Source organism: Vreelandella sp. 162(4c) (assembly GCF_058152265.1).
In genome coordinates, this window is the sequence record NZ_CM176981.1 from 4,143,147 (window position 1) to 4,160,005 (window position 16,859).

9 protein-coding genes are annotated in these 16,859 nt (G+C 58.0%); 1 reads left to right on the forward strand and 8 read right to left on the reverse strand.

Features of this window, described 5'->3' with window-relative positions; all coding sequences use genetic code 11:
* Positions 1-82: 82 nt before the first annotated feature.
* From AC4EYZ_RS19065 to AC4EYZ_RS19100, 8 genes are all read right to left on the reverse strand, one after another.
* Positions 83-1,120, reverse strand: a complete 1,038-nt coding sequence (locus AC4EYZ_RS19065) for a FecCD family ABC transporter permease (protein WP_474191374.1) — start codon at positions 1,118-1,120, stop codon at positions 83-85.
* On the reverse strand, positions 1,117-2,121 hold the full coding sequence (locus tag AC4EYZ_RS19070) for a FecCD family ABC transporter permease (RefSeq protein ID WP_474191373.1): 1,005 nt from the start codon (positions 2,119-2,121) through the stop codon (positions 1,117-1,119). Before AC4EYZ_RS19070 ends, AC4EYZ_RS19065 begins: the two co-directional genes overlap by 4 nt.
* Positions 2,115-3,059, reverse strand: coding sequence for an ABC transporter substrate-binding protein (locus AC4EYZ_RS19075; protein WP_427768988.1), 945 nt, complete (start codon positions 3,057-3,059; stop codon positions 2,115-2,117). Before AC4EYZ_RS19075 ends, AC4EYZ_RS19070 begins: the two co-directional genes overlap by 7 nt.
* Positions 3,060-3,167: 108 nt before the next feature.
* Positions 3,168-3,503, reverse strand: a complete 336-nt coding sequence (locus tag AC4EYZ_RS19080; RefSeq protein ID WP_027958561.1) for an AzlD domain-containing protein — start codon at positions 3,501-3,503, stop codon at positions 3,168-3,170.
* The gene (locus tag AC4EYZ_RS19085) at positions 3,500-4,240 is read right to left on the reverse strand and encodes an AzlC family ABC transporter permease (protein ID WP_138801462.1); all 741 of its coding nucleotides are present in this window, start codon (positions 4,238-4,240) and stop codon (positions 3,500-3,502) included. Before AC4EYZ_RS19085 ends, AC4EYZ_RS19080 begins: the two co-directional genes overlap by 4 nt.
* A complete protein-coding gene (locus AC4EYZ_RS19090; RefSeq protein ID WP_022522427.1) occupies positions 4,237-4,767 on the reverse strand; it encodes a helix-turn-helix domain-containing protein in 531 nt (176 codons plus the stop codon). The genes AC4EYZ_RS19085 and AC4EYZ_RS19090 overlap by 4 nt, the downstream gene beginning before the upstream one ends.
* Before the next feature lie 156 nt (positions 4,768-4,923).
* Positions 4,924-6,144, reverse strand: a complete 1,221-nt coding sequence (gene sstT, locus AC4EYZ_RS19095) for a serine/threonine transporter SstT (protein WP_474191372.1) — start codon at positions 6,142-6,144, stop codon at positions 4,924-4,926.
* Positions 6,145-6,243: 99 nt separating this feature from the next.
* Complete coding sequence (locus AC4EYZ_RS19100) at positions 6,244-14,880, reverse strand: glycoside hydrolase family 94 protein (RefSeq protein WP_490203962.1); 8,637 nt, start codon at positions 14,878-14,880, stop codon at positions 6,244-6,246.
* 302 nt (positions 14,881-15,182) lie between these two features.
* Between AC4EYZ_RS19100 and AC4EYZ_RS19105 the strand changes: the two genes are divergently transcribed.
* Positions 15,183-16,832, forward strand: a complete 1,650-nt coding sequence (locus AC4EYZ_RS19105; RefSeq protein WP_474193081.1) for a DASS family sodium-coupled anion symporter — start codon at positions 15,183-15,185, stop codon at positions 16,830-16,832.
* The last annotated feature ends 27 nt before the right edge of the window (positions 16,833-16,859 follow it).

Here is a 16,859-nt window from a genome sequence, read left to right on the forward strand (position 1 = left end):
GCCGCTTTCTATTTTCTATGTTTTGTGCTCGATACTGTTTGGCGGCGCCTTTGGGGCGCCGCTTTTTTTTCGTCAATTCGCTCTAAAAGCGAGCTCGCGATCTATGCAGTAAATAAACGAAGAAGGGCGCGCCTATCCCGGCAACAAAGATGCCCGCAGGTAAATCTTTGGGCAAAAACGCTACCCGGCCCAGCAGGTCGGCGTAAAGCACTATCAAGGCGCCGACCAACGCTGATGTAGGCACCAGGCGTGCCATGTTCCGCCCCACCAGCCTAGCGGCCAGGTGGGGGGCAATTAATCCCACAAAGCTTAAGCCACCGGCAAAAGCCACAGCGGCACCTGCCAGCGCCACGCTGCAGGCCAGCAATACCAATCTGCTGCGCACAATCGCCACCCCAAGCCCTTCGGCAACGCTATCACCCAGGGCCATGGCATCCGCATGGCGGGCGAAGAGTAGGCTGATAGGCACCGCGACGACTAACCACGGCAATAGGCTCCACACATCGTCCCATTGCGCCGCGTAAAGGCTGCCGGTTAGCCATACATAGGCGGTCATGGCGGCAGAGTCATCGCTGATCACGATTAACAGGGTGGTGCCAGCGCCCATGGCCGCGGCCAGGCCAATGCCGACCAGTACCATGCGCGATGGGCTAACACCGTTTTTCCAGGCCAAGCTCACCACCAGCAGTGCAGAAACCAGTGCTCCCAGCATGGCTGCAACGGGCAGCCAGTGAATGCTAAGGGTCGAACTCAATAGGGATAGGAACACCACCGCCGCCAACGCCGCACCACTGGTAATGCCGATGACATCCGGGGAGGCCAGCGGGTTACGCACAATGCTTTGCAGAATCGCCCCCGCTATTGCCAGGGCGGCGCCAACCAGTATCGCTAGCGTAATGCGGGGCAGCCGAAGCTCCCAAATAATAAAGGCGATATCGCTACTCTGTGGGGCCGCCAGCGCGTTTAGCACCTGCAGAGGCGGTGTCGGAAAACTGCCTAAATAGAGCGATAGCCCGGCGCTGGCTAGCAATAAAAGGCTTAGTATCAGCAGGCGACGCAGTAAGCGATTACTGTCGCTTTTTGCTGCGCTATTGAGGGTTAACGTAGCGTCTGTTCTCATTGGCCAGCCATCTTGCGTCGTGCCAGATAGATAAAGAAGGGCGTGCCGATCAGCGCGGTCATCACACCGACCGGGATCTCCTGGGGTGGCATTAAAAAGCGCGAGCCAAGATCGGCCAGCAGCAGCAAACAGGCACCCAATAGCGCGCAGGCCGGCAGCAGCCAGCGATGGTCGATGCCAAATACTCCCCGCGCCATGTGGGGCACAATCAGGCCGACAAACCCGATCATGCCCGCCAGCGCTACGGCGCTGCCCGCCAACACAATCACAATCAGCCCGAGCAGCAGCTTGATGGTGGTGGCCTGCATGCCCAGCCCGGTGACCATGTCATCGCCCAGTAACAGTGCATTGGCGTGACGTACCAGCAGTGCGCTGAGCAGCAATGCTCCGCCGAAGAGCGGCAGTAAGGGCGCTACCAAAGAGAGGTCGCGCCCCGACACTGAGCCCGCCAGCCAGTAAAGCACGCTTTCAAAACTTTGCTGATCAATCACCAACAGCCCTTGGCTGAACGACACAAACATTGCCGTCACTGCTACACCTGCCAGCACGACCCGCAGAGGGGAGAGCTCACCGTGGCGGCCGCGGCTAAGCACCACCACCAGTATGGCCGCAACGAGTGCCCCTAATAGCGCGGCCCATACGTAGTGAGCGGGCGTGTGCAGCGGCAATAGCGAAACTGCCACCACCACAAAAAACATCGCTCCGGCGTTAATGCCCAGAATGCCCGGCGACGCCAGCGGGTTGCGCGTCATGGTCTGCATCAGCGCCCCGGCAATGGCTAAGCTGGCGCCCACTAGAGCGGCAATTACCGCACGGGGTAAGCGCTCAGTTAAAAGAATGATGTGGGCGATGTTGGTAGGATCGTAATGGACGAGCGAGCCATACAGAGAGGAAAGGGAGATCTCCGTTGTGCCTAACATCACGCTGGCGAAAAAGGCGCCTAGTGCCACCAGCACGCCGAGTAGCAGGCCAATACTTTTTGCGGCAGTACTGTTTAGCATGAAGCAGGCTCCCCACGGCCACTGGCGTGAGGCAGGCAAGCCTGATGCGGCGCCGCTTCGGGTTGCAACAGCCCGTAGTGACTATACAGATCATCCAGCATGGCGTTGGCCGCCAGTATGCCGCCACCCATCATCCAACTCACCGGCTCAACTTCAAATACGCGCCCGCTTTGTACCGCTGACAGCTGTTGCCAGAGTGGGTGGGAGGCCCAGTGTTGGTAATTATCTGCAATAGCGGGGTCATCGGGCTCAAGCAGAATAAAGAGGGCATCGGCATCCAGCACCGGAATGTTTTCAGTACTGGAAAGCTTCATTCCCCAACTCTGGCTTTGCAGTGTATCCGGCTGATTAAAGCCCAGCTCATCAAGAATCGAGCCTGCAAAGCCGCTGGTATAGATGCGCACGTGGTCGCTTTTAAACCGCACCACGGCCACTTTTTGCGGCCACTCGCTGCTCAACTTGGCGGCGATCTGCTGGCGAAAGTCGGCGACACGATCATCCCATTGCTCAAGCAGCTCATTTGCCTGCGCTTCGCGGCCAGTAGCATTGGCCACCATGTTCAGCGTGGTCTTGAAGTTAAACACTGTCGGGGCAGATACAGTGGGGGCGATGGCCTCCAATAGCGGCGCTATTCGCGCATGGCGAAAGTCGCTGGCAATGACCAAGTCAGGATTAAGCCAGGCAATCTTTTCCAGATTGGGTTGGGTTTCCAGCCCCACATGCTCGACGCTATCAAGCGCATCGCGCAGATAGCGGTACATGGGCTTTTCCAGCCAGGAATCGACTACGCCAATAGGCGTCAGTCCAAGGGCTACGGCGCTGTCGGTAGCCCCCTGGTAAAGCGTCACAATGCGTGGCGGTTCCGGGGGGCTGCTCGGTGTGTCAGCGGCTGCTATAAAGGGCATTAGCGCCGCCTGCGTTAACAGCAACACACTCATAAAAACCTTCTTGCGATGGGTGTGTGCTTTTAACATTAATGTCACTTTACGATTGGCTCGGACTTAAGAGCCGGGATGATGGCATGACGTAAAAGCTAATGCAAAGCATTACCAAATGAAGGCCGCGACCTCAACTATCCCAAATACCGCGACGCCGGCCGCGACCGGCCAGCCAAGTGAGCGTACCCGCGACCAGACCAGCAGCGTGACAGAAAGCCCGATGGCGGTGGCGATCCAGGAAACAGCGCTTGGGTTAACCGGTACAATGGATACCCCCAGCACGGCGGCAATCATCAGTGGGCCAAGAATACCCAGCCACTGGGGCATGTTATTAAGGCCACTTTCGCTGTTGAGGCGGCGCTGCATCCATAAAAAAGGCACTACCCGCATCAGCAACGTGCCAATGGCAGAAACCGCGACCGCTATCCAAAGTGCAGTGCTCATGATTCACGCCTCCTGTTGGTGGCGAATCTTTGCGTATAGAACTGCGTGGAGTAGAAGCACAGCGCGCCGCAGGCGGCGGCTAAGGGAATCGCCACGTTGCTCCAGCCGACCAGGGTCAAACACAGCGCCGCTAAAATGGTGCAGCCCATGGCGACTGCCCAACGCTTGTCGGTAAAGCGCGGCGCCACCATGGTCAAAAACAGCGCGGGCAGCGCGAAGGGCATAATCTCACCCAGCAGCGGCCAGCGGGCGGTGAAGGCCTCACCGGCGGTAGCGCCCACCGCGGTGCCAATTATCCAGGCGCCCCAGGCCAGCAGTGATGCGCCCAAAAACCAGCTAAAACGCTTTACCTCAGGCAGTTGGGGCAGCCGGGTTAGGGCCAGTGCAAACACCTGGTCGGTGAGGCCGTGCATTAACCAGGGCCAGTGGCGGCTGCGCGGCAGTAACGCCGCCAGGTTAGGGCCGTACACCACATGGCGCACGTTAATCAGCAGCGTCATCGCTACCACCAGCCACAGCGGGGCGCCGGTGGCGATCATACCGACAAATAGAAATTGCGAAGCACCGGCGTAAATCAGCGCTGAAATAGCCGTGGCCTCCAGCGTGCTAAAGCCGGCCTGGGTGGCGACTAAGCCAAATGACAGCGCCACGGGAATGTAGCCGCCCAATAGTGGGATGGCTTCTCGCACGCCCTGCAGCGCGCTACGAACAGGAGAGTGGCTGGCAGCTTGGCTCATGATGTTTGGCCTTCCAAACCATAGGTGATGGTCATCATCAACGTGGCCTCCGCTTCGTGGGTACGGTAAAGGTGCGGTTGATCGGCGGCGAAGGTGATGGCCTCTCCCGGTGTCAGTACCGTGGTTGCCCCTTCGGGCCCCGCTTCCAGCCAGCCGCTGATCAGCGTGAGTGATTCACGGGTGCCGGGTGTATGGGCTTCAGCATGACGCAATGTATGCGGTGCGCAGCGCATCCAGTAGGCGTCCACCTGAGGGGAATCCTTGCCTTGATCGATTAAACGCACCTGTACGCCATCTTCACCCAGCGGCACGCTGATTGGCGCTACCAGAGTGCCGAAAGGCACATTGAGCTGCACCGCCAGCCGCCAAATGGTATCTAGGGTCGGATTGCCGTTGCCTTGTTCAAGGCGACACAGGTTGGATTTGGCAATCCCCGCCTCATTGGCTAACTGCGACAGTGACCAGCCCCGCTCCAGGCGAAGTGCTTGAAGGTGCTGGCCCAACGTGTTGAGTGAGAGCTTATCCATAAGGCTGTCCGCTGTTCTTTATATAGAACGTTCTATATAAGGAACGTTCGTCTGTCAATGGCCTCGCTCGGCAACAATAGCCTTATTCGGAAGTGGCACCCTCTAGCGGCGGCGCGCTGGGAGTATGCCTAATGGGGCACTATGCCCCGGGCAGTGCTAGTTGTTCGCTTCCTTGGAGCGGCAGGCCGCTGCAGTAAACAGCACATCGGTAGAGGAGTTGAGCGCAGTTTCGGTGGAGTCCTGTACCACGCTGATCACAAAGCCAATCGCCACCGCCTGCATGGCCACTTCCGTGGGAATACCGAACAGGTTGGCGGCCATGGGAATCAGCATCAGTGAGCCGCCCGCCACGCCTGAAACGCCGCAGGCCGCCAGTGCTGAAACCACGCAAAGTAGCAATGCCGTGGGGAAGTCGACGCTAATGCCCAACGTATGAGTGGTCGCCAGAGTGATGACGGTAATGGTGATGGCTGCGCCACACATATTGATCGTTGCACCCAACGGAATGGAAATGGAGTAGGTGTCAGGGTCGAGCTTCAGGCGGCGGCAAAGTTCCAGGTTGACGGGGATATTCGCGGCCGAACTGCGGGTGAAAAAGGCGGTAATTGCACTGCCGCGCAGGCACGTAAACACCAGGGGATAAGGGTTTTGCCGGGTGGTGAAGTAAACCAGCAGCGGGTTGCTAACCAGCGCGACAAACAGCATGCAGCCCACAATGACACCCAGCAGTTGGGCATAGTTGAGCAGCGACTCAACGCCGGATTCTGCCAGCGTGCCTGCCACCAAACCAAAGATACCCAGCGGCGCTAAACGAATCACCAGTGTCACAATGCGGGTGATCGCAGCGGATAAATCGCTCAATGCTTGGCGGGTGGTGTCGCTAGCTTGGCGCAGGGTCAAACCAAGGCCGATAGCCCAGGCCAAAATAGCGATAAAGTTAGCCTCCATTAGTGCACTAACCGGGTTGGCTACCGCATTCAACAGCAGGTCGCGTAGAACGCTAAAAATATCCCCAGGCGGGTTGCCGTCAACTTGCCCCAAATCTAACGTAAGCTCCGTGGGAAACAGGAAGCTGGCTGCCACTGCAATGAGCGCGGCGATCAGCGTGCCCACCACATAGAGCACCAGCACGGGGCGAATATGGGTGGGTTGACCTTTTTGATGAGCAGAGATCGCAGCGGCTACCAGTACAAACACCAAAATGGGCGCCACTGCCTGCAATGCGGCGATAAAGAGCTGGCCAAGTAGGGCCACGTCGCTTGCAATGCCCGGTGAAAACAGGGCGAGCACTACCCCGGCAACGATACCGATTAAAATCTGCGGGATAAGGCCCAGCCGAATAAGTGGCCGGAAAACGGTGCGGGCGGTGGCGATCATTGCGCAACTCTCAGGTAGTAAAAGGTGGGTGGCGTATCGGCGTTTAGCCGCTAACGCGCCTGAAAGGGGCGGTATTCTATCAGCTACGACCTGCCTCCGTTACTTTTCAGCGACTGTGTTTGGCTTGATAAATACCTCTAACTGATGCTGTTTGCCATCCAGCGGAATGCGTACTTCACCTTGTTGACGGGTCAGTATTCGGCCATCAAGCTGCGCGCTGGGTGCCTCATCGGTGGTGGTAACCTTAACCGCGTAGTGGGTGGAGGCAATGGTTAGCGTTGCGCTAAAACCTGGCCAGTCGTGGGGAAGGCAGGGGGCAATCACCAGCCAGCCACCTTCTCGGCGAATGCCCATAATGCCCTCCACTCCGGCGCGGTACATCCAGCCCGCTGAGCCTGTGTACCATGTCCAGCCGCCGCGTCCGGTATGAGGCGCAACCGAATAGACATCCGCGGCCACCACATAGGGTTCTACGTGATAACGAGTGACCTCTTCGGTGGTGCGGGCATGATTGATCGGGTTGAGTAGCGCAAAAAGCCCATGCGCTTTGCTGCCCTCGCCGAGCTTGGCAAAAGCGAGAATCGCCCACATTGCGGCATGGCTATATTGCCCCCCATTTTCGCGCATACCCGGTGGGTAGCCGCCAATATAGCCAGGGTCACGCTGGGGGTGATCGAAGGGGGGCCAGAACAGTAGCGCAAGTTGCTCATCGTGCCTGATCAGCTCACGTTCCAGTGACGCCATGGCGAGGGCTGCGCGGTGGGGGGCTGCTGCCCCCGAGAGTACCGCCCACGTCTGGGCAATCGAATCAATTTGGCAGGCGTCGCTCTCTTTGCTACCCAGCCAACTGCCGTCATCGAAAGTTGCCCGTCGATACCACTGCCCGTCCCAGGCGTTGCTTTCAAGCGCAATACGCAACGCAGTGATATGGGCACGCCAACGCTCGGCGCGTGGAGTGTCCACTGTGGCTGAGTCCGTTGTGGTTAAGTCCGAGGTCGCTGAAGGCGCTTGCTTTTCGCGCTGCTGGGCAAAGGGTAGAAACAGCTCCAGGGTATGCACCAGCAGCCAGCCAAGCCACACGCTTTCGCCTTCGCCCGCTTCGCCAACGCGGTTCATGCCATCGTTCCAATCGCCGCCACCGATCAGCGGCAAGCCGTGCTCGCCGGAAAGCGATATGCTCTGATCCAAGCCTCTGGCGCAGTGCTCAAACAGCGAGGCGGTTTCCCCTGCGATCATCGGCTGAAAAAAACAGTCGTGCTCTTCAGGCGCTAATTCGGCACCTTCCAGAAAACTCACCGGCTCGTCGAGCACGGCGGCGTCGTGGGAGGTGGCGATATAGCGGGCGCAGGCATAGGCCAGCCATACCCGGTCATCGGAAATACGCGTACGTACCCCTTGGCCGGAATGGGGCAGCCACCAGTGCTGGACATCGCCTTCGACAAACTGGCGTGAGGCGGCGCGGAGCAGGTGTTGACGAGTGGTTTCGGGGCTGGTGAAGGTTAACGCCATGCCATCCTGTAACTGGTCGCGGAAACCATAGGCGCCGCTGGCTTGGTAAAACCCTGAGCGCGCGGTGATTCGGCAGGCAATGGTTTGGTACATTAGCCAGCCGTTAAGCATGATGTCCATGGCGCGGTCAGGGGTGGCCACTTGTACCGCGTTAAGCTGCGTTTGCCAGTGCGCAGTGACCAGTGCGAGCTCCGCGTCAATGTCCGCCTGGCGATACCGCGCGATCAGCGATTTGGCTTCAGCGGTTGAGCTGCTTTGCCCCATCAGTACAACGATATCGACGCTTTCACCTGCCCCTAGCGTTACGCTGCGGTTAAGCGCGGCACAGGGATCCAACCCCGCACCGTGGGTGCCGGAAAGCGGAGCCTGGCTGCGCAGCCCCGCGGGCGCCCCCAGGCTACCGCCGTGGCCGATAAATTCACAGCGGTCAGCCGTCCAGGAAGTTGGTTGGGTGCCGATATCCAGAAACGCTACCCGGCCAGGGAAATTTATATTCCAGGGATTCTCCACCAGCAGCGCGCCGCTATCGGCGTCTGGGTGCGAGATCAGAAAAGGCGCCGAGCCGCTACGTGAAGTCCCTAGCACCCACTCGGCATAAGCCGTCACCGAGAGCTTGCGTGGTCGCTCGGAGTGATTGCTAAGGCGTAGCCGTGAAATCCTTAGCGGGGCTTCTAGGGGCACGAAGTGCAGAAGCTCCAGGGCGATCCCATCCGCTTGGTGCTCGAACTGGCTATAGCCGAAGCCGTGTCGTGCCATGTAGCGGCCATGATCCCGCAAAGGTCGGGCAGTCGCGGTGAAGAGCGCCATCGTCTCTTCATCGCGAACATAGATCACATCGCCACTTGGATCCATCACGGGGTCGTTTGACCAGGCTGTGAGCTGGTTTTCGCGGCTGTTATCCGCCCATACATAGCCTGCGCCTTCTGCTGATACCTGAAAGCCGAAGCCTGCGTTGGCGATCACGTTGATCCACGGCGCGGGCGTGGAGCTCCCTGCCTCAAGTACCGTCACGTACTCACGACCATCCTGAGCAAAGCCGCCCAGGCCATTAAAAAACTCAAGCGTTGGGAGTGGCGTTTCGCTGGCATTGAGCGGGGTGTGCCTGGGTAGGGGACGTTTGACCAACGCTTGGGGCGGTGTTGTGGCAAGGCGTGTGGGCAGCGTCAAGGCTAATTGATTCGCTATGCTGCCGCGATGGGCCATTAATGCAACGCAGGCGATCGACTGAAGCTGCATACGTACTTCCAGACTTATTAGGTCGGCACGCAATGCAATCACGGCGCCCTGAGCGAAATCTTTTTTAAGACGAGGTTGTGTTTGGCTGCTAAGCACCGCTGTTTCAATGGCCTGCTGCAGATCCTGAATATAGGAGGAGGAGCGCTCATTGATAATCACCACATCCACGCCCAGCCGCTTCATGCGCCAATATTCGTGGGCACGGAGCAGTTGGCGTACCTGGCCAATGTCATCAATGCTATCAATGCGCATTAAAATTATCGGCAGGTCACCGGAAATGCCGTGTTGCCAGAGTCGCGACTGCGGCCCGGCACCACGCTCAATGGCTTCGGCAGGCGCTCTAAAGCGGGTATCAGGGTAAAGAATTGGCGCGGCAAGACGCTGAAAGTCGGCGGCTTCTTCAGGCTGAATGCCCAAATGGCGAAGCTGAACCTGTGCCTGAGTCCAGGCGAGGGTTTTGGCGCGCTCAAAGGCGCTGCGGTCGTGGTGTTTATCAATTAGATCCATCAGCGCCTCACGGGAGGAGGCGACCACAGTCCAGTAAGCGATTCGGGCCGCTTTGCCGGGGACCACGCGCAGGCAGTAGCGCAGTGCAAAAATAGGATCCAGTACGCTACCAACACTGATTGAAAGGTGCTGGCCCTCTGCCAGCGCTGAGGCATGCAGCGTACTTCGGCCGCGGCCTAAAAACCGGGCCCGGTCAGTCTCGAACTCCAGCTCGCCCACGGTGTCGCCCTCTACCACCGCAAAGTGAGCCGCCCACACCTGCTCTTCATCGGGTGAGCGCCGCCGCCTTGTGGCGATCAAGGCGTTGAAGGCTTCAAGGTACTCGGTCACCACAAACATTTTGGCGAAAGCGGGGTGCGCATTGTCGGTACTGGGAGCGGTCAAGACTAATTCTAGATAGGAGGTGATCGTGATGTCCCGGGCGTGACGACCGCTGTTGGTGAGCGAAAGGTGGCGAACTTCGCTGTCGTCCTCGCCTGAAACCAGCACCTCCATGTGGCTGGTGATGTCGTCATGACGATGGCTGTAGCGAGCATAATCCTCGGCAAATATCGCATGGCTATGTTCATCGTTAGCGCCGGCCGGGTGCGCCGCCGTTTGCCCTGTGGCTGTCCACACGCCGGGGTGCTTGGCATCGCGCAGAAAAATAAAGCTGCCTAAGTGGTCGCGGGTGGCATCCGGCTGCCAGCGGCTAATGGCTACGTTGCGCCATCTGCTGTAACCACCGCCGGTGGCCGTTAGCATCACCGAGTAGCAGCCATTGGAAAGTAAATGGGTAACGGGTGCGCCACTGGCTGTTGTTGAAGCACGGCGAATAGTTTGTGCTTCGTTAATCATTTGACTCGCGTTTGACTTCACCTCTTCAGCGCGGGGGTGGGCAATCGCCACGTTACGCGGAACCCGCTCTTGAAGCAGCAGTTCGCTGGCTTGAATCATCGGTTCGCGGTGAAAGCGAGCGCGCATCTGGCCGTGATGCAGGGTGTTAGCAATAGCCGCGATGGTCATGCCCTGATGGTGGGCCATAAAGCTGCGCACAATCACCACTTTCTCACCTGCGGGTAGCCGCGAGCGAGTGAAATCGAGTGCTTCATAGAAGCCATAGCGGCCTACTGCACCCATCTCCGCCAAGCGTTTGAAATTACGACAGGCGCCGTTGGGGTCAACCATGGCGGCTAATCCGGTGGCGTAGGGTGCGATCACCAGATCAGCAGAGAGCCCTCGCTTGAGCCCCAGCCCCGGCACCCCAAAATTAGAGTATTGATAGGTGAACTCCCGATCACGGGCATTATAAGCGGATTCGGAAATACCCCAAGGGGCGGAGAGCTGGGCAGCGTAGGTCTCTTGACGCTTTACCACTAGCCGGTTGGTTTGCTCCAGCAGGCTGCCCCCAGGGGCGCGCATCACCAGCGAGGGCATCAGGTATTCAAACATCGATCCCGACCAGGAGATCAATGCCGAGCCAAAGGTGACCGGGGTGGCAGCACGGCCGAGTTTGAACCAGTGGCGGGTGGGAATATCGCCTTTGGCAATTGCAAACAGGCTAGCCAGGCGCGCCTCAGAGGCCAGCAGGTCGTAGCAGCTGGTATCCAGGCAGTTGTCATCCAGCGAATAACCAATCGATAGCAGTTGACGCTCGCTATCGAGTAGAAAGGCGAAATCCATGCCCAGTGCCAGGCGTCGCGCCGAGTCCGCAAGCTGCTGCAGGCGTAGGGCGAGTGCACCCTCTTCAAGGTTTGGCTGGGATTCCCTGTCATGGCGGTGTTGCGCCACTGAGGCGTGCAGTGCTTGCAACCAAAACAGCAGGTCTTCACTGTATGGGTCGTTATGCTCGCTGAGAGGAGTGCGCGAAAGCGTTAACGTACTATCCGTCAATGCGGCGATAGTTGCCAAGCATCCCGTCGACATCACTTTGCCTTTCAACTGAGCGTCTATGGCCTCCAACTGCACGCTAAGCTGAGCCGTGAACTCTTTCGACAAAGTGGATGCTTGTTTAAGTGTCTGACGGGCCAGGTTTAGGGTGTCGGCAATGCCTTCGCGTGGGTCAGCTAGATAGCCTGCCGTCTGCCAGGTTTCGCAGGCATTGGCGATAGCGATAAGGTGCCCTGCAAGGTTGCCGCTATCCACCGTTGACACATACCGGGGGTTAAGCGGGCGCAGGTCGTGGGTGGCGTACCAGTTATAGAAGTGCCCCCGGTAGCGGGGTAGTCCCAGCATCACGCCCAGGGTGGCTTCGAGTCGCTCAAGCGTCTCATGGGTACCTGTCCAGCCGAAATCCCGTGCCGCCAGGGTGGAGAGTAGATAGAGCCCCATATTGGTCGGCGAGGTGCGCTGGGCGAGGGCGGGCTGAGGATCCTCCTGAAAGTTATCCGGCGGTAAGCGGTTATCGGTGGCGGTCACGAAGGTTTCGAAAAAGCGCCAGGTTCGCCGAGCAATAACCCGTAGCTCAAGGGCTTCTTCTTCTGAGATGGTGGGTTGGACAACGGCGCTTGTGCTGCTGCTTAACCAAGAAGCCACTGCTGGTGCCGCCAACCAAAGCAGTGCCATGGGAAGTGTGATTGGCCATGTGTGGCTGGCTGTCCAGAGTGCACTGATAACCACCGCTAGCCCCAGTGCGGTGCCTGGGGCCATGCGCTGATAGAATCCCAGTACGGTCAGCGGCGGGCTTTTCATCGACTGGGCGGCAGATGTCCACTCCAGTAGACGCCGGTGGGTGACCAGTACGCGGGCGAGCGTTCTGGCGATGGCATCCAGCATGCGCCATGCTTGGTCAGGTAAAAACAGGATCAGTAGCAGCATTTGTGCGCTACCCAGCTTTAGCTCGTCAAACCAAAGGTGGTAGTGGTGGCGTAGTCTAGACCACGCCCGGAAGGGAACGAATGAGGCCGTTAGGGAGAGCAACACCGGTGCCCCGACAACGGCCAGTAGTAGCAGTGTACTGGTAATAGCCATGCTCAGCGGCAACTGCCAGCTAACCGCAAGGCTTGCCAACACTAATAGTGGCGTTACCGAGCGGCGCAGGTTGCCGAGCATTTTCATCCGCCCAGTGAGCGGCAGCGCCGAGGCGATTAGCCAAGGGAGCAGTTGCCAATCACCGCGTGTCCAGCGGTGCTGGCGCTTGGCGGCTACATCATAGCGGGCCGGGAAGTCTTCAATCACTTCGATATCGGAGGCGAGTCCCGCACGGGCAAATACACCTTCGAACAAATCGTGGCTGAGCAGGCTATTGTCGGGCACCCGGCCAGCCAGCGAGGCTTCAAAGGCATCGATCGCGTAAATACCTTTACCGGCGAACGAGCCTTCACCGACCAGATCCTGATAGAGATCTGAAATAGCGGCGGCGTAAGGGTCGATGCCCCCAGGCGCGGAGAATAGCCGCTGGTAGATAGAACCTTCGCCCCCTGTGGGCAGCGACGGCGTCACTCGAGGCTGCAATATTGCATACCCCTCCACGACCCGGCGTAGCTGTTGATCCATTCGTGGCTGGTTTAACGGATGCGCCATTTTACCGATCAACCGGCTGGCTGCGCCCCGTGGCAGGCGAGTGTCGGCATCTAGAGTGATGACGTAGCGCACGTCACTGGGCAGTGGCGGCGGCTCGATAAAGGTGGTGTCCGTGGCGCCACGTAGTAGGCGGTTTAGCTCGTGTAGCTTGCCCCGCTTACGCTCCCACCCCATCCAGGTATTCTCGCTGGCGTTAAATACCCGCCGCCGATGAAGCAGAAAGAAGCGTTTATCGCTATCCAGGGCGAGAGGACAATAACGCTTATTTAACTGCTCCACCGCTGCTTGGGCAGCCGTTAACAGCGCGGCCTCATGGGGGAGTTCCGCTTGGGGGGCATCCACGCCGTCAAGCAGCAGCGCATAGCCAAGCGCCCCCTCACCGCTGGACAAGTGGTGCACTTCAAGACGCTCAATCTGTTCGCGCAGATCTTCTTCGCTGGTCAGCAGCGTAGGCACCGCCACAAGGGTTCTTAACTGTGGCGGAATGCCTTTGGCAAGGTCGAGCCCAGGCAGCGGTTGAGCGTCGATAGAGTAGATAATCAGGCGGTTCACGATCAGCGTCGCGACTTCCATAATGGGCAGGAAACCGAACGCCCCTAGCAGCATAAGCCAGGGTAACGGTACATCACCCATCGCCAGCGGCAACGAAAGCAGCAGCCCGCCGGCCAGCGTCATCAGGCTCACCGTCACTACGGCCATCAGTACGATATAGCTGCGAATGCCGTGGTGAATGAGTGTCCGGCGCAGCCATTGGCGTGAGGAGGGGGTAAATCGTATCTGCCGCTCAAGGGTTATCCGCCCTGAGCCCACCAAGAAGTAGCCAGGGTCTCCCCGGCGTGCAGCTTCGGCCGGGTCGCTGGTGGCGTCCCCTGCCTGCTGGGAGAGTGAGAGCGCCGCTTCGACTACCTCAAACTCGCTGAAACGAGAGCCACGGGCGAGTTGTTCTATGGCGCTGCGATACTGATTGCGGGTGGGGAAATCGAGCTGGCTGAAGTGGCTTTGCTGGCGTAACCGGCTATCCACTAAACTAACGTTCTCAAACAGCTCCGCCCAGTCGATGCTGGAAACGAAGCGCATGCTGGTGATGATATTGCGCACGGTTACGTTGGCGGCGCCTTGGCGCTGCTGAGCGTGCTGAACCATGTCGTCAATGCTTTCACCCTGCTGGCTAAGTTGCTCGTTTAGCCAACCTACCAGCGGGCTGCAGCGGGGGTCTAAGCCGCGTAGCCGCTTAGCGAGCTGAGCGGTGAAGGGCTCTGCTAATGGCCCTTTATGAATATTGAGCGTGCTGGTTTCCAAGTGAAAGGTATGACGTTCCTGGGAGGTTTGCCGATCCGTGGGCGTTAGCCATTTAGCGGCCAATGCATCGGCTTCGTCCCTTGCGGTTTGTTCGCTGATAATTTGGTCGGCAAGGCGTCGCAGGTTCTCGATCAGCACAATGCGTAGCGTGATCGCCACTGCCCAGAGCTCGCCAATGGTCAATGACTGAACGCGCTGATAAGCGGTGATAAAGTTCTGCAAATTATCCAGGTCGACATGGCTGTCGGTATGCGCCACAAAGGCCCAGGCGATACCGAATACACGCGGGTAGCCCGCAAAAGGCCCGTTGGCTAACTTCGGTAGCTGGCGGTAATACCCAGGGGGGAGGTCGCTGCGTATCTCACGAATTTGCGCTTCAATTAGGTGGTAATTATCGAGCAGCCAAGCGGCGGCAGGCACAATTTCTCTCCCACCTGCCAGCGCTGTGGCACTGGCGCGGTAAACGTCCAGCAAAGCGCGCGCGTTATCGTTGAGCCGTCTTGCTAACGACACTACCTTGGGTGGCGTGCTGGTCACTGCTTGGTTAAGCGCCAAGCTGCTAGCGTGCTGTTCAAGTCGCTCTGCGCTGAAGAGCTCTTCCCTGACGGGGCTAGTCGAGTTCCACGGCGCTGCAAACGTAGGGTGCGGACGCACAAAACGGAGAAGTTGTTTCACAGATTCCATCCTGGTGAGAATGCACCTCGGTGCACCAACGATGCTTCCTTACCAGAACAATGGTCGTGATGTGAGATTTCGTCCGTGCGCTAGCGCACATTGCGCTTATGTCACTGTTAGTATTTGCGCATAGTTAAACTAAAGTTGTTAGACTTTGGTTGTAATTAATGGCAAATCACTGGACTAATTGCCTATTGCAGTTAATAAAGGGCGCCAAAGGAGGTTCCGTGTCGCCCATCGTGCGGCATATATATCGGAATGTTGATCCTCGATTTGTTCTTTTCACTCTGACCGTAAGTGGCGCAAATTGTATGCATAAAACTGCCCTGATGACGGTATGGGATCAGCTATGGCACTCCCACTACCAAGCCAAAAAACTATTGATGTGCGCGCTACCTACGGGCGGGGCCGCCAACGCCGCGGCTTCGAATACCAAGCGTAATCCTTCCCCTCAACCTAAGCCGCCTGCCTACACCACGCCGCAGAAGATTGGCCTGTTGCTTGGTCCGCTGCTGTTCGCTTTTGTGGTGATGTTCTTTCACCCTGAAGACTTAAGCTTTGAAGGGCGTATGGTGCTCGCTACCACTCTGTGGGTGGCCGTATGGTGGATCACCGAAGCTATTCCGATTCCCGCGACCTCGTTGCTACCCATTGTGCTTTTACCGATTACCGGCGCTTTGGATGGCAATACCGTTACGGCCGCCTACGGTAATCCGATCATTTTCCTGTTTCTGGGCGGTTTTATGATCGCGCTGGCAATGGAGCGATGGGATCTTCACAAGCGTATCGCGCTGTCGATTATTGCCGTGTTGGGCACCAGTATTAATAGCATCGTGTTTGGTTTTATGGCCGCGACGGGCTTTTTGTCCATGTGGGTCTCCAACACCGCATCGGTCATGATGATGCTGCCGATAGGTACCGCTATCGTGTATCAGGTGAGTCAAGAGCTGGCGAAAAGTGACGGCGACCACAGTGTCGAAATCGATAAGTTCAGCAAAGCGCTGATTTTTGGTATCGGTTATGGCGGTACCATTGGGGGGCTGGGCACGCTCATTGGAACCCCACCGAATATCATACTCGCCGCAATTGTAAATCAGCTGTTTGGCATCGAGATCTCCTTTGCCGGTTGGCTCATGTTTGCATTTCCCATTGTGTGTGTACTGCTTTTTATCACCTGGCTGCTACTTACGCGGGTGTTTTTCCGCATTGACTTTAGTCACCTACCAGGTGGCCGAGAGCTGATTAACAAAGAAAAAGCGGCGCTGGGTAACACCAGCTTCGAAGAGAAAGCGGTGCTAGTGGTGTTTTTGTTCGCTGCCTTTATGTGGATCACCCGCTCGTTCTTGTGGCAGGGGCAGATCATCAATATCCCCGGCATCAATGACACCATGATCGCGATTGTCGCTGCGCTGCTGCTGTTTTTGATTCCCTCAAAAAACAAAGGTGGCTGCCTGCTGGGTTGGGACGTGGCGAAAGACGTACCCTGGGGCATTCTGCTGTTGTTCGGGGGCGGTTTGGCAATTGCCGCAGGCTTCGGCTCTTCCGGCCTGGCGGAGTGGATCGGTGGGCAAATGAGCGTGCTGGAAGGCGCCAACTTCTTGCTGGTCATCCTGCTGGCGACCGGCATGGTGCTGTTCTTGACCGAAATCACCTCGAATACCGCCACGGCCACCATGATTCTGCCGGTGTTGGCGTCGCTGGCGCTGGCGCTGGATATCCACCCCTTCGTGCTGATGGTGCCTGCCGCCATGGCTGCCAACTGTGCCTTTATGCTACCTGTTGGTACGCCGCCCAACGCCATCATCTTCGCCACTGGCAAACTGAAAATTATCGAGATGGTGCGCACCGGCTTCTGGATCAACATCATCGCCATGCTGCTGATTGTGGCGGCGGTTTACTTCCTACTGCCGGTCATGTGGGGAGTTGATCTCACCAGCTATCCAGACGCCTTCCGTCGCTAGCGCTGGTTGAGCCTAGAACCTTTAGAG